General features: G+C 63.0%; 17 protein-coding genes. 6 read left to right on the forward strand and 11 right to left on the reverse strand.

Features of this window, described 5'->3' with window-relative positions:
- Together QZY01_RS05930 and QZY01_RS05935 are read right to left on the reverse strand one after the other, a co-directional pair.
- On the reverse strand, positions 1 to 902 hold a 902-nt coding region (locus QZY01_RS05930), incomplete at its 3' end, for a hypothetical protein (RefSeq protein WP_294534569.1).
- A 98-nt stretch (positions 903 to 1,000) separates the two neighbouring features.
- Positions 1,001 to 1,471 (reverse strand): peroxiredoxin, encoded by a 471-nt coding sequence (locus QZY01_RS05935; protein WP_294534571.1) that lies wholly within the window; start codon positions 1,469 to 1,471, stop codon positions 1,001 to 1,003.
- Positions 1,472 to 1,764: 293 nt separating this feature from the next.
- On the opposite strand from QZY01_RS05935, the gene QZY01_RS05940 reads away from it, so the two are divergent.
- Together QZY01_RS05940 and QZY01_RS05945 are read left to right on the forward strand one after the other, a co-directional pair.
- Positions 1,765 to 5,211, forward strand: coding sequence for an AsmA-like C-terminal region-containing protein (locus tag QZY01_RS05940; RefSeq protein ID WP_294534574.1), 3,447 nt, complete (start codon positions 1,765 to 1,767; stop codon positions 5,209 to 5,211).
- Between the two features lie 122 nt (positions 5,212 to 5,333).
- Positions 5,334 to 6,017 (forward strand): HAD-IA family hydrolase, encoded by a 684-nt coding sequence (locus QZY01_RS05945; protein WP_294534577.1) that lies wholly within the window; start codon positions 5,334 to 5,336, stop codon positions 6,015 to 6,017.
- A 4-nt stretch (positions 6,018 to 6,021) separates the two neighbouring features.
- On the opposite strand, the gene QZY01_RS05950 is transcribed toward QZY01_RS05945, so the two are convergent.
- Positions 6,022 to 7,611 (reverse strand): DEAD/DEAH box helicase, encoded by a 1,590-nt coding sequence (locus QZY01_RS05950; protein ID WP_294534579.1) that lies wholly within the window; start codon positions 7,609 to 7,611, stop codon positions 6,022 to 6,024.
- 24 nt (positions 7,612 to 7,635) lie between these two features.
- Here QZY01_RS05950 and QZY01_RS05955 point away from each other — a divergent pair, with 24 nt between their 5' ends.
- Positions 7,636 to 7,860: a hypothetical protein gene (locus QZY01_RS05955; RefSeq protein ID WP_294534582.1), complete on the forward strand. Its 225-nt coding sequence runs from the start codon at positions 7,636 to 7,638 to the stop codon at positions 7,858 to 7,860.
- 9 nt (positions 7,861 to 7,869) lie between these two features.
- On the opposite strand, the gene QZY01_RS05960 is transcribed toward QZY01_RS05955, so the two are convergent.
- The 3 genes from QZY01_RS05960 to parE all read right to left on the reverse strand — a co-directional run bounded on the left by QZY01_RS05960 (position 7,870) and on the right by parE (position 10,898).
- On the reverse strand, positions 7,870 to 8,121 hold the full coding sequence (locus tag QZY01_RS05960; protein WP_294534585.1) for a hypothetical protein: 252 nt from the start codon (positions 8,119 to 8,121) through the stop codon (positions 7,870 to 7,872).
- 155 nt (positions 8,122 to 8,276) lie between these two features.
- Positions 8,277 to 8,819, reverse strand: a complete 543-nt coding sequence (locus QZY01_RS05965) for a cytochrome b (RefSeq protein WP_294534587.1) — start codon at positions 8,817 to 8,819, stop codon at positions 8,277 to 8,279.
- A gap of 18 nt (positions 8,820 to 8,837) precedes the next feature.
- On the reverse strand, positions 8,838 to 10,898 hold the full coding sequence (parE, locus tag QZY01_RS05970; RefSeq protein ID WP_294534590.1) for a DNA topoisomerase IV subunit B: 2,061 nt from the start codon (positions 10,896 to 10,898) through the stop codon (positions 8,838 to 8,840).
- Between the two features lie 287 nt (positions 10,899 to 11,185).
- On the opposite strand from parE, the gene QZY01_RS05975 reads away from it, so the two are divergent.
- Complete coding sequence (locus tag QZY01_RS05975) at positions 11,186 to 12,592, forward strand: alginate export family protein (protein WP_294534592.1); 1,407 nt, start codon at positions 11,186 to 11,188, stop codon at positions 12,590 to 12,592.
- A gap of 191 nt (positions 12,593 to 12,783) precedes the next feature.
- On the forward strand, positions 12,784 to 14,019 hold the full coding sequence (locus QZY01_RS05980; protein ID WP_294534595.1) for a TCR/Tet family MFS transporter: 1,236 nt from the start codon (positions 12,784 to 12,786) through the stop codon (positions 14,017 to 14,019).
- 97 nt (positions 14,020 to 14,116) lie between these two features.
- Here the strand turns inward: QZY01_RS05980 and QZY01_RS05985 are convergent, their stop codons facing one another.
- The 5 genes from QZY01_RS05985 to QZY01_RS06005 form a co-directional block, all read right to left on the reverse strand.
- Positions 14,117 to 14,326, reverse strand: coding sequence for a hypothetical protein (locus tag QZY01_RS05985; RefSeq protein WP_294534597.1), 210 nt, complete (start codon positions 14,324 to 14,326; stop codon positions 14,117 to 14,119).
- A gap of 348 nt (positions 14,327 to 14,674) precedes the next feature.
- Positions 14,675 to 16,084, reverse strand: coding sequence for a type I glutamate--ammonia ligase (gene glnA / locus QZY01_RS05990; RefSeq protein WP_294534600.1), 1,410 nt, complete (start codon positions 16,082 to 16,084; stop codon positions 14,675 to 14,677).
- A gap of 239 nt (positions 16,085 to 16,323) precedes the next feature.
- Entirely contained in the window at positions 16,324 to 16,662 is a 339-nt protein-coding gene (locus QZY01_RS05995) for a P-II family nitrogen regulator (RefSeq protein ID WP_294534603.1), read from the reverse strand.
- A 272-nt stretch (positions 16,663 to 16,934) separates the two neighbouring features.
- Positions 16,935 to 17,804 (reverse strand): 3-mercaptopyruvate sulfurtransferase, encoded by an 870-nt coding sequence (gene sseA / locus QZY01_RS06000; protein ID WP_294534605.1) that lies wholly within the window; start codon positions 17,802 to 17,804, stop codon positions 16,935 to 16,937.
- 222 nt (positions 17,805 to 18,026) lie between these two features.
- On the reverse strand, positions 18,027 to 19,040 hold the full coding sequence (locus tag QZY01_RS06005) for a cysteine synthase A (RefSeq protein WP_294534608.1): 1,014 nt from the start codon (positions 19,038 to 19,040) through the stop codon (positions 18,027 to 18,029).
- A gap of 264 nt (positions 19,041 to 19,304) precedes the next feature.
- On the opposite strand from QZY01_RS06005, the gene QZY01_RS06010 reads away from it, so the two are divergent.
- Positions 19,305 to 19,685: a hypothetical protein gene (locus tag QZY01_RS06010; RefSeq protein WP_294534610.1), complete on the forward strand. Its 381-nt coding sequence runs from the start codon at positions 19,305 to 19,307 to the stop codon at positions 19,683 to 19,685.
- Positions 19,686 to 19,704 lie beyond the last annotated feature (19 nt).

The following is a 19,704-nucleotide window of genomic DNA, read 5'->3' on the forward strand; positions in this document are numbered from 1 at the left end:
GATTGCGATTCGGATGAATCGCAATCGACGCTGGATTCCTTTATTTTCGCAATGTTTTTACGAAAAATCGGCGTCCACTTTTTCGCACATTGCTCTATTGGCGCCGGCTCGAAAGGCCCGCCGGCGCCGCCGGCTTTCTCCGCGCCAAATCCGTCGGCATGGCGCATCAGCCTTTCGACCGGCAGGCCGGCTTCGTCGAAAGCCTGGCGTAGTCGCTTGGCCCGGGCGGCGGCGGGGGCGCTCAAGCTGCCCAGGGCGGCGATCTGGCGCTGTTCTATGCGGTCGAAATTCCTTGTCAGATCGCCGATGGATTTTTCCGGCGGCGCGGGAGGCGCGTTTTCGGAGACGTCCTCGCGCGGCGGATCGAGCGGATGGGTGCGACGAAGGTCGAAACCATCCGGCGCGAACGCCGCCGTCGCCGCCGGTCTGGCGGAAGCCGCCGGCTTTGCAAGCGCAGGGCGCGCCACGATGGCGATAGCGGTCGTGGCGGCGTTGAATTGCGCCGCCGGATTGACCTGCGCCGCAATCGCGGCGACGCGGTCGGTGCGGGTTTCGAGTTGCGCCTGTCGCGCGGCAAATTCCGTCACACGCAACTCGAACGCCTCACGATCCTGCCTCTGTCTGGACGAGAGGGCGTCGATCTGCGCGCCCAAGTCAGCGATGCGATCCTCATAGGCGCGTTGCATCCTTACTTGGCGCCGCAACAGCGAAGCGAGCATGTCGTCGCGCAGCATCGGCCAGGCGCCGACGCCCAAACAGGAGACGAGCAGGGCCACGACGAGGCCGACCGACGTTAAGGCCAAGGCCGGCGGCAAGGTCAATTCACGACGGAAATTCCTAAAGGCTAAATGCAACTGGACCCGGGGCCGTCCCGCCTTGGCGATGCTGTTATCGGCGTGCATTTTCCCCATCCCGAACGTCGCCCGGAGCGGCGGCGCCGGATTTCATGGAGAAATTTAGGTCAGCATGGTTAATGTTTCGCCAAGGTGGCCACCCGAGGTTACAATTTTCGCGCCGCCGCCAGCACTTCCTCGGCATGGCCCGGAACCTTGACCTTGCGCCAGACTTGGGCGATCCGGCCATCCGCGCCGATCAGGAAAGTCGTGCGTTCTACGCCCATATATTTGCGGCCATACATGCTCTTCTCGACCCAGACGCCATAGGCTTCGAGAATTTGTTTGGATTCGTCGGCGAGGAGGGGGAACGTCAGTTCGTACTTTTTCCGGAACTTGTCGTGCGCCTTTACCGGATCGGGCGAGGCGCCGACAATGGCGGCGCCGATGGCTGCAAATTCGCCGGCCAGCCCGTTGAACGCGATGGCTTCGGCGGTGCAGCCGGAAGTGTCGTCCTTCGGATAGAAATAGAGGACGAGTTTCTTGTCCTTGAAATCGGCGAGCGACAGGGAACCGGCGCCGTCGCGCGGCAGCTTGAAATCGGGGGCGGCGTCGCCCGTCTTTAATGGATCCGGCATCGGCCTTCCTTTCGTCGTAAATACCGGGCATTCGGACAAAACCTTACGTCGCCCGCCAGCTTGAGCCGGAACCCTTCGGTCTTCTATCATAGAAGGCGATTCGCGGGCTTGCGCCTAGCGGAAAAAAGGAAGTTCGCGCATGGCGCAGAAACGAAGCGTTCGCGAGGCGAAAAAAGAGGCGCGTAGCGCGGAAATTGAAAGTTTCGCGCCGGCGTAAAATCTCCGCATCGCGCGGTTGCGACGCGGGGACGCGCCCCAAAGATAAAATTCGCCCGCCGGAGGAAGCTCAAGCCTTGGTCGAAACGCCGGAAACAGCAGAGGAAAAGCCGCCGCTGAAGAGCAAGCGGCGGCGGTGGCGGCCGCATCGCGCGGCCGGCGCCGGCCTGTCGCTGTTGCTGCTGGCGCTGATCTGCGGGTTAGGCCTGCTCGTCGCCGTGCTGGCCATGGGCAAACTCAATCTCGACACGCTGAAACCTTTCCTGACCTCGACGCTGCAGAATCGGCTGGGGCCAGCCTATCGCCTGGAAATCGGAGGCTTGGCGCTCGAGCGCCGGGACCAGGGCCTGGCGCTGGCGCTCGACGGCTTCAATGTGAGCCGGGCCGACGGCCATCGCATTCTGAGCGCGCCGAAAGCCGAACTGATCTTCGACCCTTTGTCGCTCCTGACCTTGAGCTTCAGGCCGGAGCGCGTCGAACTGGAGGACCTCCGTGTCGAATTGCTGATCCGGCCCGATGGCGGTCTCGACCTCAATGCCGGCGACGAGGCGCCCGCCGGGGCGCCCAGGGAAACCCCGGCGGCGGCGGATTCCAGCGCGAGCGCGCCGGCGCCGGACCAGAGTTCGGTCGCGCCGCCGACCTCGGCGCCGACGCCGGCGCCGCGCGGAAAAATTCTGCGGCAGGCGGGCGGAGCGATCAATTCGATTTTCGACTTCGCCTCCGGCGGTGACAGTCCCATCGCCGCGCTCGATCATTTCGGGATCAGGCGCGGGCGTCTGCTGTTCGTCGACCTGGCGGCCGGACAGAAGCGCACATTCGACAATTTCGAATTTTCGCTCGGCCGCAAGCGGGTCGCCGGGAGAGGCGTCGCCCAGATCGCCATTTCGGCCCGAGGCCCAAGCGGCAAATGGAGCGTGAAGGGTTTCGCGCGCGGCGCCCGCGGCGAACCGCATGACCTGTCGGTCGAGGCCAGCGGCTTTTCCATCGACGAAATCGCGCTGCTGGCCGGAAAAACCGCGCTGCCGATCGATTCCGACATTCCGCTCTCGGTCAAGGCCGAGGCCTCCTTCGCCGCGGGCGGACATGTCATTGCGGCCAACGCCCGGCTGGGCTTGAGCGAAGGTTTCTGGCGCTTCGACGACCCGGATTTTCCGCCGGTGTTCATCGACGAAGTCTTCGCCGCCGCCCATTGGGATGGCGCCAATCATCGCGTCCTCATTGAACAGGCGCAGATCTTCTCCGGCGCCACCCGTTTCTTCCTCAATGGGTCGATCACCCCGCCGGCGAGTGACGCAGCGCCATGGAACATCGCCTTCAAACAAACCGAGCCGGGAATCATTGGACCGGATCGCGCCGGTGAAAAGTCCGTGGCCATTTCCACATTTCAAGGCGCGTTGAGCCTCGACCTGTCCAACAAGATCCTCGAAATCGGCCGGATCGAGATGACCGGACCGGAGGTCTCGGCCGCTTTTCAGGGCACGGTCGACTGGGTCAATGGGCCGCATCTGCGCCTGGGTATCGCCGCCGGTCGGATGACGGCGGCGGGGTTGTTGGCGATCTGGCCCAACGCCGCCGGGGCGCCGGTGCGCGGCTGGGCCGGCGACCACCTGCTTGGCGGGACGCTGGAGAGCGCCCGCATGGCCATCGATCTCGACGAAATCGACCTGCGGATGATGCGGGCGCAACATCCGCCGATGGATGACCGCATCGCCATCGATTACACCTTCAAGGACGCCTCCTTCACCTTTGTCGACGACGCGCCGCCCGTGACCGGGCTCAACGGGCAGGGACATTCGAGCGGACGCGCCGCTCGCGTGACCGGAAGCGTCGCCGCCATCGAGGCCGCGCCGGGCCACCGGATCGAACTGTCGGATGGCGTGTTGTCGATGCCGGATTTCGCGACTCGACCGCCCGCCCTCAGCGTGACGGCGCGGGCCAGGGGCGGTCTCGAAGCGCTCGGCGAATTGCTGGCCAAACCCGCCTTCGCCAAAGTCGCCAGCCTGCCGCTCGACCCGAAGACCACACGGGGCCAGTTCGACGCTGTTTTCACTTATCGCACCAAGCTGACCCCGGTTTTCGATCCGTCGCTCGCTGCGATCGACGTCTCCGGAAAGGTCGAGAATTTTTCCGCCGAGCGCCTGGTCGGCAAGGAAAAGCTTGACCAGGCCACGTTGGCGGTCAGCCTCGAGGGCGGCGTCACCCGCGTCACCGGGACGGGCAAACTTTTCGGAGCGCCGGCGACGCTCGAACTGAACCGCAAAGGCTCGGAGCCGGCGCAGGGAGCCATCGCCTTCAATCTCGACGAGGCCGGGCGCGCCAAGGCGGGTTTCAGTTTCGGCGCGACCGTCGCCGGGCCGGTGGCGGTGAAGATTGTCGCCGAGGTCGGCGCGGCGCGGCCGCAGGCCCAGGTGGAGCTGGACATGACCAAAACCGGCCTGAACTATCCCGTTCCCGGCCTGTACAAGCCGGCCGGGCGCGCGGCCAAGGCGACCTTCGCCTTTCGCGAGGACGAGCGCGGCGGCGCCAATCTCGACCAAATCGTTTTCGATGGCTCCGGCCCGTCGGCGCGGGGCGCGATGCAGTTTTCCGCCGATGGCGCGCTGGTTTCGGCCAAATTCCCGCAGATCCGGTTCTCGCCCGGCGACAGTCTCGAAATCGACACGACGCGTAGCGGCGACATGCTCAAGGTCGTCGCGCGGGGCGCGGCCATCGACGCGCGTCCTTTCCTGAAAAACCTGTCGGCGTCGAATGGCGGCGGCGACGCCGCCGATTTTGACCTGTCCCTCAACGCCACCTTGATGTCGGGCGCCAATCGCCAGATCGTCTCGAATGCCGATCTGCGCGCGGTTCGCAAGGGCGGCCAGTACCAGACCCTGAACTTCAAGGGGAAACTCGGCGGCGACGCGCTGCAGGCGGCCATCGGCGCCGCTGACGGCGGCCCGCCGCTGCTGAGGGTATCCACTTCCGACGCCGGCGCCCTGCTCGGTTTTCTCGACCTTTATAGTCATATGGAGGGCGGGCGGCTGACAGGCGCCTTCAAGCTCTCCGACGGCGGCCTGTCGGGATCTCTCGAAATCCTCCAATTCGTGCTGCGCGGCGAGCCGGCCCTGCGCAGTTTCGTGTCGTCTCCCAATGCCGAGCCAATCACCGCCAAGGTCAAGATCGATCCCAACGCCATGGCCTTTTCCCGGCTCTATGCTTTGCTCGACAAGAGAAACGGGCGGCTGACCATCCAGGACGGCACGATTTCGAGCCCCTCGATCGGTTCGACCCTCGAAGGCTGGGTCGATTTCGACCGCGACGCGCTCGACCTGACCGGCGTGTTCGTGCCGGCTTATGGCGTGAATAATCTGTTCGGCCAATTGCCGGTGATCGGCATTCTGGTCGGCGGCTCACAAGAAGGGTTGATCGGTCTGAATTACCGCGTCAGCGGCAAGTTCACTTCCCCTTCCTTGACGGTCAATCCGCTGTCGGCGATCGCGCCGGGTTTCCTGCGCAAGATTTTCGGCGTGCTGCCTCCGTGACGGGCTCTTCGAGCCGGCAGTTCAGAAAATCTAACCAGAACATATGAAATATTAAATTTCTTTTTCGCGCCGACTGCGCGAACTTGCGGCTCGGACTTGACCCCTCGGAGAGAGAGACGGCCTTGATCGACACCCTCATTTTCGACGTGGACGGCACTTTGGCGGAAACGGAAGAGGTGCATCGTCTCGCCTTCAACCGGGCTTTTTCCGACTTCGGGCTGTCCTGGGTTTGGGACGAGGCCCTCTATCTCGATTTGTTGGCGGTGACGGGCGGCAAGGAGCGGATCGGCCAATATCTTTCGCGCGAAACGGACAAGGGACCTGTGACGACGGAAGCCATTGCCGCGCTGCACAAGCGAAAGACGGAAATCTACACCCGGATGGTCGCGGAGGGTGAAATCGCATTGCGCCCCGGCATCGCCGAATTCCTGGCGCGGGCGCGGGAGCGAGGGCTTACCCTCGCCATCGCCACCACCACCACGCCAGCCAATGTCGAAGCCTTGCTCCTCGCCACCCTGGGCGCGCAATGGCGCGATGTCTTTCCGGTGGTCGTGGCGGGAGACATGGTTTCGCGCAAGAAGCCGGCGCCCGACGTCTATGTTCTCGCGCTGCGCCTGTTGGGCAAGCCGGCGGAAAATTGTGTCGCCATCGAGGACTCGCGCAATGGCGTGCTATCCGCCCTCGCGGCGGGTCTGCGCGTCATCGCCGTGCGCAGCGCCTTCAGCGACAGCGATTTCACGGGCGCCAGCGTGAAATTGGACGATTGCGCCGGCCTGTCGCTCGAGCTGTTGGAGAATCTGGCCTGAATGCCTATTCGGCAGGCTTGGCGCCTTTGATCCGCGCCGGGCGGAGCAGGAAGGAGGGAACATGGTCGCCGAGGCCAATCACCGGCGGATCGTTGTCGACCTTTTGCCCGCCGCTTCGCGGGCGCTGTTCGTCCCTTGAAAAATTGCGCTCGCCCCGCGCTTCATATTCGCGCGGTTTCTGCCGCGGCCCGCGTGCTTCCGCATCTACGGGATGTGCGCGTTCGGCCCGCTCCGCAGGTCGGGCGCGCTCGGGCCGTTCTGCAGATTGCGCGCGTTCGGCGGGACGCGGGCGCTCGGCGTTTTCCGAAGGTTGAACGCGCTCCACCGGACTGGAACGCGCGCTGCGCTCGGGACGCGGCCCGCGTCCAGCCGACGGCGCGCGTCCGCCGCGCCGGGACGAGGCGCCGGAACGCTCGCCGCGCGCGGAGCGCTCGCGGTCGCGCTCGGTATATTGCGCTTCGCCGAGTTCCGCGACTTTCGGGCCGAGCCAGTCGATCTTTCTTTTGATCAGGTCCTCGATCTGGGCGATATATTTGCCGTCGTCGCCGGTGACGATGGTCAGCGAGACCCCGGAGCGGCCGGCGCGACCGGTGCGGCCGATGCGATGGACGTAATCTTCCGAATGGGTCGGCACGTCGAAATTGACGACATGGCTGACGTCGGGAATGTCGAGGCCGCGCGCCGCGACATCGGAACAGACGAGTATGTCCACCGCGCCGTTCTTGAAGGCGTCGAGCGAGGCCATGCGGGCGCTCTGGTCCATGTCGCCATGCAGGCAGCCGACTGGAAAACCATGCTTTTCAAGGCTTTTGTGGACGATGGCGACATCGCGCTTGCGGTTGCAGAACACGATGGCGTTCTTGAGTCCGTCGGCCTCTCGCAACAATCGGCGCAGGGTCTCGCGCTTGTCGCCGCCGCCATGCGAGGCGACCATCAACTGGGTAATGGTTTCGGCGGTGGAGGCGGCGCGGGCGACTTCGACGCGGGCGGGCTGATGCAAAAACTGCTCGGTCAGGCGGGTGATCTCCGGCGGCATGGTCGCGGAGAAGAACAAGGTCTGCCGGGTGAATGGCACCATTTTGCAGATTTTCTCGATGTCCGGGATGAAACCCATGTCGAGCATGCGGTCCGCCTCGTCGATGACGAGTATTTCAATGCCGCTGAGCAGCAGCTTGCCGCGTTCGAAAAAGTCGAGCAGGCGGCCGGGCGTGGCGATCAGCACGTCGGCGCCGCGCATGATCTTGGTTTCCTGGTCGGCGAAGGAGACGCCGCCAATCAGCAGGGCGACATTGAGCTTGTGCTGGGAGCCGTATTTGATGAAGGCTTCCTCGACCTGCGCCGCGAGTTCGCGCGTCGGCTCCAGTATCAGCGTGCGCGGCACGCGGGCGCGGGCGCGGCCCTGTTCGAGCCGGCACAGCATCGGGAGTACGAAGGCGGCGGTCTTGCCGGTGCCCGTCTGGGCGATGCCGAGGACGTCGCGGCCGGTGAGGGCGAAAGGTATGCCCTGCGCCTGAATCGGCGTCGGAATTGTGTAGCCTGAGGCTTCTACGGCGCGCAGCACTTTTTCGCTGAGCCCGAGTTCGGAAAATTGCATTAAACGTCCCAATAGAGGGTTTGATTGAAGCGGCTGATCAAGGCGGCTTTGACGAAGGATCGCGTCTGGCGGAAAGTGTGGCTGGCTGCGGACGGCCTGGAAGCGGCGTATTTGCCGCCCCGAATCGAAACCGATCCAGTTCAATCCGATCCCATTGAAACGCCGTCGATGCAACGGCGGGCGCGCGCGAATCCCAAAACGCCGACCGGACCTTTAGTCGAAGTGGCGTCGATGTCAATGTTTTTCTAAGCGAAGGGCTTAATTGGGGCCGCAGGGGGTCAGCCCGGCGGTCGAGGTACGGAGCGCGATCGACGCCGTGGCGGAAGGGTCGACGCCCGGATGAGGGGCTGCGCGGGCGAACAGGCGCGCGGGAAGCACGCCGTCTTGCGCCAACCGATCCATTTCATGGGCCCCGAGGACGCAGACCAGCGTGAGCAGGGCGCAAATCAACAACAGTCGGTCGAACGCCGTGCTTCTGCCGTTTTCCGGCGGCGATGAAAGACCATACATGCGAAAGCTCCAGACCGGATGCGGTATCTATCGCAGATCTCGGTAAACAGAGCGTTGCGCCCGTTCGACGATTTCCCATTCGTCGAACAGGCGATTATCAATTGTTTCAACCCCATATCCCTATCGAAATGGTCTCCGGCGTTTCAAAATCCTTCCTAGCGCGGCCTCATCCGCGTCAGCAGATCGTCGCGCAGCACGAACTGGTGATAAAGCGCGACCAGCACATGACCGACGACCAGAGCGATCAGGATATTGGCCAGCAGGCCGTGGATTTCGGTGACCTGATGGGCGAGGTCGCGGTTGGCTTCGAACGGCGCCGGGATCTGGATCAGGCCGAGATCGAGCGGGCGTCCGCGATACAAAAAGGCCGGAACGCCAAGCAGCGGTATGGCGACCGTCAACAGATAGAGCAGGCCATGGCCGGCGGCGGCGGCCTTCTGGAACAAGGGGCTCATGTTGGCTGGAAGCGGCGGGCTCTTGTGGGTCAAGCGCCAGAATATCCGCACAACGACGAGAAGCAACAGCGTCAGGCCGAATACCGCGTGCAGGTTGATGATGAACGGACGAACGGGCTTGTCGAACAGATCGATGCTGAGCCCGACCGCATAGAGGCCGAAAATCAGCAGGGCGATGGCCCAATGCAGCACGATCTGCGTCCGGTCGTAAGTTTGCGGCGCGAGGTCAACAGAGTCCTGCATGCTATACTCCTCCAAAAATCAAAGATCGACCAGATCGGCGGCGGCAGCGAAGGCGGCGCGCTCCTGCAGGAAGGCGAAACGCGCCTCCGGCCTTGTTCCCATCAATCTTTCGACCGAATCGGCGGTTTCCTCGCGGTCCTCTTCGGCAATGCCGACCTTGAGAAGGGTGCGCTTGCCCGGATGCATGGTGGTATCCTTGAGTTGCGCCGGCATCATTTCGCCCAGCCCCTTGAACCGGCTGATCTCGACCTTGCCGCGACCGGAGAAAATCGTGCGAATCAATTCGTCGCGATGGGCCTCGTCGCGCGCATAGGCGATCTTAACCCCTTGCGTCAGTTTGTAGAGCGGCGGCACGGCGAGATAAAGATGGCCCTCGTCGATCAGCTTGGGCATTTGCCGATAGAAAAAAGTGATCAGCAGCGAGGCGATATGCGCGCCATCGACATCGGCGTCGGTCATGATGATGACCTTGTCGTAACGCAGATCCTCGGTGCGATACTGGGCGCCGGTTCCCGCGCCCAGCGCCTGGATGAGGTCACCGAGTTGCTGGTTGGCGGTGAGCTTGTCGCGCGTCGCGCTGGCGACATTGAGGATTTTTCCGCGCAACGGCAGGATGGCCTGATTGGCGCGGTCGCGGGCCTGTTTCGCCGAACCTCCCGCCGAATCGCCCTCAACGATAAATAGTTCAGAGCCTTGCGAGGAGTTATTCGTGCAGTCCGCGAGCTTTCCAGGCAGGCGCAGTTTCCGGGTGGCGCTCTTGCGGGCGACATCTTTTTCCGCGCGGCGGCGCAGGCGCTCCTCGGCGCGCTCGATCGCCCAGTCGAGCAGACTTTTCGCCTGGGCGGGCGAGGCTGCGAGCCAATGGTCGAAAGCATCGCGAATCGTGCTTTCGACAATGCGCGAGGCTTCCAGACTCATCAGGCGACTCTTGTTCTGGCCCTGGAATTCGGGCTCGCGGATGAACACCGATATCAGCGCCGCGCAACCGTTCATGATGTCGTCGGTGGTGACTGCGCTTGCGCGCTTTCCCTGGCCGATGCGTTCCGCATGATCCTTGAGCGCGCGCAACAGTGCGAGACGCAGGCCGGATTCGTGGGTTCCGCCGTCGGCGGTCGGAATGGTGTTGCAATAGGAATGGACGAAGCCGTCGTCATGGGCGAGCCAGGTCACCGCCCATTCTAGCGAGCCGTGGCGTTCGGCCTTTTCGACCCTTCCGGTAAAGAAAGGCTCTGCGACCAGTTCCTTGCCCTCGATGTCGGCGGCGAGATAATCCTTGAGGCCGCCGGGAAAATGGAACACCGCCTCAGGCGGCGTCTTGCCGTTGGCGTCGAGCAGGGCGGGAGCGCATTTCCAGCGGATTTCGACGCCGCCGAACAGATAGGCTTTTGCGCGCGCCATTCTGAAAAGACGGGCGGGGCTGAAACGGGCGTTTTCTTTGAAGATCTGCGGATCGGCTCTGAAGCGCAGCCTGGTGCCGCGCCGGTTCTTGACCGGCCCGACCGTCTCGAGCCTGCCCAGCGGGGCGCCGCGCTCGAAAACCTGGCGGTAGAGCATCTGCCCGCGCGCCACCTCGACTTCGAGCCGCTCGGACAGCGCATTGACCACCGAGACGCCGACGCCATGCAGTCCGCCGGAGGTCTGATAGGCGCCGGAATCGAATTTGCCGCCGGAATGCAGCGTCGTCATGATGACCTCGAGCGCCGATTTTTTTGGGAATTTTGGATGCGGGTCGACCGGAATGCCGCGTCCGTTGTCGGTAACCGTCAGATAGGAGTCGTCCTCGAAATGCACTTCGATACGGGTGGCGTGGCCGGCGACGGCCTCGTCCATGGCGTTGTCGAGCACTTCGGCGAACAGATGGTGCAGGGCGGTGTCGTCGGTGCCGCCAATATACATGCCGGGGCGCCGGCGCACCGGCTCCAGCCCCTCCAGAACCTCGATCGACGAGGCGTTATAGTCGGCCTCATTCAAGGTGGCCCCGTTTTGCGGCTTTCTCGGCTCGACGGCGGGCTTTCTGTCGCGCGCGGGTTTGCCGGCGGCGGAAGGGGAAGCGCCAAAAAGATCGGAATGGTCAGCCATGAGTCCTGTTCGGATTCGCATATAAGAGGTGGCCTTGCTTACCACGAAATCGCGCCCGATGTGAACATAACGAAAACAATTTTTCCCCGCCTGTGGATTTGGCGCCTTGGCGGGCGTATCGGCGCCAACGCCTGTTCCGTCCGTCAGGGTCGCCGGAAGTTGCGCCATGTCAAACAACTGGCCCCGAAAAAAGGCTAGGATCTCCATTCGATATGCTGTCGCGCTGCGGTTGGGTCCGCCTTGGCGCCAAATTGGCGCGCCGCTCGAACGGCGCCGGGGAGGAATTCATGGTTCCGATCGGGCGCCTCGCCCAGTGGGGCGGGCTGGGGCTCTGTTTGTCGTTGGCGGCGGGGGCGGCGCGAGCGGAAAGCCCGATGCAGTTCGATCCCCCGTTTCAAAGCCTGCGCTACAATGAGGATTTTTCCTGGCTCGCGCGCAAGAGCGATCCGACGCCTTGGGAAAGGCTCAAATATATTCCGCTTGGCGCCAGCGATTTCGGGCCGATCTTCCTAACGCTCGGGGGCGAAATCCGCGAGCGCCACGAAAATTACGTCAATATCAATTATGGAATCAAGACGCCGGCCGCCAGCTCCTATCAACTGCAAAGGCTGCTGCTCGACGGCGACCTGCACGTCACCGATTATTTCCGCGCCTTTGTCCAGCTCGGCGACCAGCGCATTTTCGGCGAGCGCGGCGCGCCCTCGACCACCGATGTCGACCGCTTCGACCTGATGCAGCATTTCGCGGATCTGCGCCTGCCGTCGCCTTTCGGCGATGCTCCAACTTTTCGCTATGGCAGGGAGGAACTGCTGTACGGCTATCAGCGGTTGATCGCCGTGCGCGAGGGACCGAACGTGCGGCGGGATTTCGACGGTTTCCGCTTCATCGACAAGATTGGCGAGGCGAGCGTCGACATTCTCGCCGTGCAGCCCACGGTGGACAGTCCCTATGCCATGAACGACAGCACCAACGCCGCCCAGCATCTGGGTGGGCTCTATGTGACGACGCCGCTGGCCGGCCCACTGAGAAGCGATCTTTACGCGCTGGATTATTCCAATACGCAGGCCAGGTTTCGCGGCCTGACGGGAGTTGAAAGGATCGAAACCTATGGCGTGCGCCTGTTCGGCGCGGCGAACGGATTCGACTGGAATTTCGAGGCTTCCGATCAGATCGGCACGTTCCGGACGCAGCCGGTGCAGGCTTATCTGCTCGCCGGGGTGTTCGGCTATACGCCCGAAAATGTGGATATCAAGCCGCGTTTCGGCTTTTCGATCAATCAAGCCAGCGGCGACAACGCGCATTCGAGGACCATCGGAACTTTCAACGCCATGTTCCCGCGCCTGCCCTATTTTGCGGAAACGCCGGTGCTGGTTCCCGCCAATGTCCGGGATATTCGACCGGTGTTCAGCTTTACGCCCGCCGATCGGGTCAACGTCATTCTCGGCCTCGACCTGCTGTGGCGGGTCTCGACGACGGACGGCCTTTATGGCAGCGGCATGACCCAAATCCCTAACACCAACAAAGTTTCAGGCCTGCGGGTAGGGAGCGAATTTTCCATCGACGCGCGTTGGCAGGCCGATCAGTTCTGGCAATTGGGGGCGATTCTGGCGCAATTTTATGCCGGTCCGGCGCTGACCGAGGCCGGCGGCAAGAACATGACCTATGCGGTGCTGTTCGTGAAATTCCTGTTTTAGAGCGCGGACGCGGCTGCGGGCGTCACGACGGAAACTGCGGCGCTGTCTGCATTCCCGTGGCTGCTTGACGCGAAAACGCGGGCCGCCGATGCAAATATTGTGAATTTCATTTGCCTCGACGGGGGCCGACGCGTTAGAGCGAAAGGCGGTTTTACGCCTGCGTCTCGCGCGGGTCAGTGTCGGAGAAGCGGATGGCGTCGCAAAATTACAAGCCCGGCAAGGCGGCCTTCCTCTTCATTTTCGTCACTGTCGCCCTCGACATGATTGCTCTTGGCGTCATCATTCCGGTGCTGCCGAAACTCATCGTCTCGTTCGAGGGCGGCGACTTCGAGCAGGCTTCGCGCATGGTCGGCTATTTCGGCATCGCCTGGGCCTTCATGCAGTTCGTCTTCCAGCCTGTGCTCGGGGCCTTGTCGGACCGGTTCGGACGCCGTCCGGTGGTGCTTTGGTCCAATCTCGGGCTTGGGCTCGATTATGTTGTCATGGCGCTCGCTCCGACGCTGGGCTGGCTGTTCCTCGGGCGGCTGATTTCGGGCGCCGCCGCCGCCAGTTTCTCCGCCGCCAGCGCCTATATCGCCGACATCACTCCGGCCGAAAAACGCGCCGCGCGTTTCGGCATGCTCGGCGGCGCCTTCGGCCTCGGCTTCGTGCTCGGGCCGGCGATCGGCGGCTGGCTCGGCCAGATCGACTTGCGGCTGCCCTTCTGGGGCTCGGCCGGCTTCTCCTTCCTCAACGCGCTCTATGGCTATTTCGTGCTGCCGGAGTCGCTGGCGCCGGAAAACCGCACCAAGAAGATCGTCTGGCGGACGGCGAATGTGTTGGGTTCGCTGCGCTTCCTGACGCGCGAACCGGCGCTCGCCTTGCTGGCGCTTGCGGTGTTCCTGTCCTATCTGGCGCATGAATCGCTGCCGGGCATTTTCGTGCTCTATACCGACTATCGCTATCGTTGGGACGCGGCCACCACCGGCATGGCGCTGGCGCTGGTCGGGATCGCCCAGACGCTGGTCTCGGCGGGTCTGGTGCGGCAGTCGGTGAAAAAATTTGGCGAGTTGCCGACCGCCCTGGCGGGGCTGGCCTTCGGAATTTGCGGCTTGATCGCCGCCGCCTGGGCGCCCACCGGGCAAGCTTTCGTCGCCGCCCTGCCGCTGATGGCCCTTTGGGGATTGGCCGGTCCGGCTTTCCAGTCGATCGCGACGCGGCTTGCCGGGGTTTCGGAGCAGGGCGTCCTGCAGGGCGCGTTTGCAAGCTTGCGCGGCATGTCGGGCATGATCGGGCCAATCGCCTTCACCCAGATTTTCGCCTGGGAAATCGGCGAGGGACGCGTTCCGGGCGGCGGCTATGGCCTCGCCGCCTTCCTGCTGGCGCTGAGCCTGCTGGCGGCTGTCGCGGTCGGCCGCGCCGAGGCCGTTTCACGCACACCGGCCTGAGCAGGGGGCGCCCACCCAAAAAAAACCTCGCGGAAGGAATCCGCGAGGTTTTTTGCTTCTTGCAGGCCGGGCGGGAAGCGATCCCCCCGGGGTGGTCTCATTTGTGTGCGGGCTGGCCCTTGCGGTGCCTATGGCGGCGCGTGGGATGGGTGCTGACCTGTATGACGTCCTGCATCACCGAACCGTCGGTCGCGGAGATCGCAACGGCCGCACGCGAGGCGGCGACAGGTGCGGCGTCGGCGGCCGGGGCGAGGCTGGCGAGCGACGCGGCAAGGGCCATTCCCAGAATGATCTTGGTGCGGGTCATGGATCGGGCTCCATCTTGTTGCGGTGAAAGCGCTAATTCCCATTATTTACCGGCCCGGGGGCGATCCTCGCCGTGCGTCCAACCGGACGCCGGCGTTTTCGGGCCCGCGAGCGTTTACACGTCTCGCCCGCTGCCGCTATCGTTGCTTCGATTGCCCGACCGGGCAAGGCCCGCAGACCTTTCGACGTCCTTAGATTCAACTCATTATTGATGACGCCGCGCCTCGCCATGTGAAATTTGCGTGCAACGGCCGGTTTCCGCCGGGCTTCGTCGGCGCGCTCTTGAGGGAAGCGCCAAAACGAGAAAGGGCGGCCCGAGGGCCGCCCTTTGCATTCCCGCGAGCATGGCTCAGTAGGAATAATACATGTCGAATTCGACCGGGTGCGGCGTCATGTCGACGCGCATCACGTCCTGCATCTTGAGTTCGATATAGCTGTCGATGAAGTCGTCGTTGAACACGTCGCCGGCCTTCAGGAAGGCGCGGTCCTTGTCGAGACTGGTCAGGGCTTCGCGCAAGCTCCCGCAGACCGTCGGGATCTTCTTGAGTTCGCGCGGGGGCAGGTCGTAGAGGTCCTTGTCCATGGCCGCGCCCGGATCGATCTTGTTGACGATGCCGTCGAGGCCCGCCATCAGCATGGAAGCGAAAGCGAGATAGGGGTTCGCCACCGGATCGGGGAACCGGACCTCGACGCGCTTGGCCTTCGGATTATTGGTCCACGGAATGCGGCAGGAAGCGGAGCGGTTGCGCGCCGAATAGGCGAGCAGCACCGGAGCTTCATAACCGGGCACCAGACGCTTGTATGAATTGGTCGAAGGATTGGTGAAGGCGTTGAGCGCCTTGGCGTGACGGATAATGCCGCCGATGTACCACAAGCATTCCTGGCTCAGGTCGGCGTATTTGTCGCCCGCCATCACCGGCTTGCCGTCTTTCCAGATCGACTGGTGGACGTGCATGCCCGACCCATTGTCGCCGAAGATCGGCTTGGGCATGAACGTCGCCGTCTTGCCGTAGGAATTGGCTACTTGATGGATGGCGTATTTATAGATCTGCAGATGGTCCGCCATGGTGGTCAGCGTGCCGAACTTCATGCCGAGTTCGTGCTGGGCGGAGGCCACTTCGTGGTGGTGTTTTTCGACCTTGACGCCCATCGACGCCATTGCCGCGAGCATTTCGCCGCGCATGTCCTGCGCAGAATCGACCGGCGGAACGGGGAAATAACCGCCCTTGGTGCGGACGCGGTGGCCGAGATTGCCGCCCTCGTAGGGGGTGTCGGCGTTGCTTGGCAACTCGGCCGAGTCGAGCACGAAACCGGTATTGTAGGGGTCGGCCTTGAAACGCACGTCGTCGAAGACGAAGAATTCGGCTTCCGGCCCGAAAAAGGCGGTGTCGCCGATGCCGGTGGATTTCAGGTAGGCTTCCGCCTTCTTGGCCATGCCGCGCGGATCGCGGTTATATGGCTCGCCGGTCAGGGGTTCGAGCACGTCGCAGACGATTGACAGCGTTGCGGCGGAGAAGAATGGGTCCAGCGCGGCGGTGGAGGGGTCCGGCATCAACATCATGTCGGATTCGTTAATCGCCTTCCAGCCGGCGATCGACGAGCCGTCGAACATGGTGCCTTCCGAAAACATCTCCTCGTCGACCAGCGCGATGTCGAAAGTAACGTGCTGCCATTTGCCGCGCGGATCGGTAAAACGCAGATCGACATATTTGATGTCTTCGTCTTTGATTTTCTGCAGAACGTCTTTGGCGGTCGTCATTTCAATGCCTCTTTATCTTTGGAGGTGACGTTGGGGATATGGGGCCACAAGGCTCCAGTCTCTTGTTTTCACGCGTCTGCTCTCACGCGAACCGGACTCTGCTTCGCTTGAGCCAAAGGATGGAGCCACAGGCGCCGCGCCACAGTAAATTCCCAATAAGCTGTAGAGTTTTCGATAGGAATATACCGTCCGCCAAAGGTCCATGGCTTTTTCACGATTCCACGAAACATGCAAAGGAGCTATACCGCATCCGTGCCGGTTTCGCCGGTGCGGATCCGGATGGCCCCTTCGATATTGGAAATAAATATTTTACCGTCGCCGATGCGTCCAGTCTGGGCGGCCTTGCGGATGGCCTCGACGGCGCGATCGACCGCGCTATCGGCCAGAACCAGTTCGATTTTGACCTTTGGCAGGAAATCGACGACATATTCCGCACCGCGATAGAGTTCGGTATGGCCCTTCTGGCGGCCAAAACCTTTCGCTTCGGTGACGGTAATACCGTGTAGCCCGGCTTCCTGAAGCGCTTCCTTCACCTCGTCGAGCTTGAAGGGCTTGATGATGGCTTCGACTTTTTTCATTCCTGGGCGGTGCTCCCTGTCATGCGCGGCGAGCAAGGCGTCTAACCCGACGCAACCCCTCCGCGCGCAACCTCAGCGTCATAACATCGCCCAACGCGACAAGCCAGCGGCGGCGGGAGACATTTGGCGTCATTTTGCGGTTTCCAAGCGCATGGCGGCAAAATTTTCCAAAAAAAACGCCGAATGCGCGAAAATCTTGGCAGACGCCTGGCGCAGCCCCGCTTGACGGGCAGTTCCGGCCCGTCTTCGGAAACCTTCAGACGGGTAAATTATCAGCCGGGTCCCAGGGCCAGCGGCAAGTCCGAGCGCATGCCCCACTCCGCCCAGGAGCCGTCATAGACTGCAACGCCGGGACGCCCCGTGGTCGCCGCGGCCAGAGCGATGATCGACGCGGTGACGCCGGAGCCGCAGGTGGCGATGGCCGCTTTCGCCGGATCGAAGCCGACGCGGGCAAAGGCCGCCGCCAGTTGTTCGGGCGGAAGCAGTCGGCCGTCCGCAACCAGATCGCCCCAGGGAAGATTGAGGCTGCCGGGAATATGGCCGGAACGCAGGCCGGGACGCGGCTCCAACTCGTCGCCACGAAAGCGTGGCGCGGAGCGGGCGTCGACGATTTGCGGGGCGCCGAGCGCCCCCGCCTTGGCGCTTGCGGCGCGCACGTCGCCCAGCGTCGCGATCAAAGCGTGATCGAGCCGGGCGGTGAAATGACGCGACTGTGGCCGCACCGGGCCCTCGGCCACGGCTCTGCCCTCGGACAGCCATTTGGGCAGGCCGCCGTCGAGCACAACGACGTCGCGAACGCCGAAAGCGCGAAAGGTCCACCAGACGCGCGGCGCCGAAAACAGACCAAGCGAATCATAAACGACGATCTTCATGCCGTCGCCAATCCCGAGCTTGCGCACGGCGCCGGAGAAAGCCAGGGAATCGGGAAGCATATGGGGCAGGCTGCTGACCTTGTCGGCGATGGCGTCGATGTCGAAATAAACCGCGCCGGGAATATGGCGCTCCAGAAATTCGGCGGCGCCATCGCGATTGGTGGTCGGGAGATGCCAGGAGGCGTCGAGAATCGCCAGTCCGGGCGCGCCGAGTCTTTCGGCCAGCCACTCGGTAGATACGAGGTATTTGGATTCGACTTCGACGGTCATGATTTGCTCCCTCAATCGCGCGAAATCGTTCTCGCGGCGCGTCCGGTTAATCCACTCCTTCGAGCGGGGTATGCTGGCTTGAACAACCTGTCTTTTTTACGCTGCCCCTCGATCGAAACCCCTCTTTCGAGCATCGTCGCGATCGACGAATCCCTCGCATAAGCCCGATCTCGATGGGCGTATTTTTTCACCGCAGGCAAGAATCTGCGGAAAAACGTGGCGTCAGTCCGGGCGCTTTCGCAGCCAGCCCGGAACCGGCAGGTCTTTATCGCGCAAAAAAATCGGATTATACAGCTTGGAAGCGTAGCGGGCGCCAGAATCGCAAAGAATGGTGACGATGGTGTGGCCGGGGCCAAGATCCCGCGCCAGCCGAATCGCGCCGGCGATATTGATCCCCGAGGAGCCGCCGAGCAGCAGGCCCTCATATTCGGCGAGATCGAACACTAACGGCAAAGCCTCCTCGTCGGCGACCTGGTAGGCGACATCGATCGGCGCGTCGACGAGATTGGCGGTGATCCGGCCCTGTCCTATGCCTTCGGTGATCGACGAGCCCTCGGACTTGAGCACGCCCGAAGTGTACCAGGCGTAAAGCGCGGCGCCCATCGGGTCGGCGAGGGCGATCTTGATCCGCGCGTCACGCGCCTTGAGCGCCATGCCGACGCCGGCCAGCGTGCCGCCGGTTCCCACGGCGCAGACGAAGCCATCGAGCTTGCCGTCCAGCTGCCGGTAAATTTCCGGCCCCGTGGTTTCCTCATGGCCGCGCCGGTTGGCGACATTGTCGAACTGGTTGGCCCAGATCGCGCCACTGGGATTTTCTTGTCCCAGCTTTTCGGCAAGCCGGCCGGAAACCTTCACGTAATTGTCGGGATTGGAATAGGGGACGGCGGGAACCTCAATCAATTCCGCGCCCTGCATCCGCAAAAAGCTTTTCTTTTCTTCCGACTGGGTGTCGGGAATGACGATCACGGTGCGAAAGCCCAGGGCGTTGGCGACCAGCGCCAGTCCGATTCCGGTATTGCCCGCGGTGCCCTCGACAATGGTTCCGCCGGGCTTCAACTTGCCTTTGGCGATCGCGTCCTGGATGATCGCCAGGGCTGCGCGATCCTTGACCGATCCACCTGGATTCATGAATTCCGCCTTGCCGTAGATGTCGCAGCCGGTGGCTTGCGAGGCCTGACGCAATTTGATCAGAGGGGTGTTGCCGATGGCGCCAAGAACCGAATCCGTGACTCGCATGACGCCCCCAATGGAAATGCTAAGTGATGCTACCGGGGGCGTACCCCGCGCGCAAGCGTCGGTCGTCCCTGACAAGGGAATTACGACGAATCGCCTACCGTTTTGCGACGCAAGGGCGACCCGTCGCTGCGCGATGGCGAGAACTCGGACTGGCTTGGCGCTTGCCTCCGTTTGACTGCGGAAAAGGATGCGCCTGAGGGCATGAGTTGGGCGGACTTGCGGTCCGGTTTTCTGGCGACAAGATCGCGAGCGGGGAGACAGGATTTGAAAATTTTGGTTGGAATCTCGGCCCTCGCCGCCGCTTTGGTGTTTCTTGGTGCGGCTTGCGTTGTGCAACCCGCGACGGCCTCGAATCTCTCCTGCAAACTGGCGATCAAATCGGCCTGCGGCGGCGCCAGGCCCGACGGCGCGAGCGTGAGGGCTTGTTTCGATAACCATTCCGGACGCCTTTCGCGTTCCTGCGGCCAGAGGCTTCCCCGTTTCGTCGCCGTCACGCATCGATGCGAGGCGGATGCGCATCGCCTTTGCAGCCAGGCCGCGCGCGCCTCGGCCGTCGCTACCTGCATGCATCGGCGGCTTGCCGATGTCGGCGCGTCGTGCAGAAGCGCGCTTGCCGAAGTCGGCGTCAGGCGCGCCGCCCGATAATGATCATGGCTGGCAAGAC

Origin of the sequence: uncultured Rhodoblastus sp., assembly GCF_903903185.1 — a bacterium.
Classification (GTDB): Bacteria; Pseudomonadota; Alphaproteobacteria; order Rhizobiales; family Beijerinckiaceae; genus Rhodoblastus.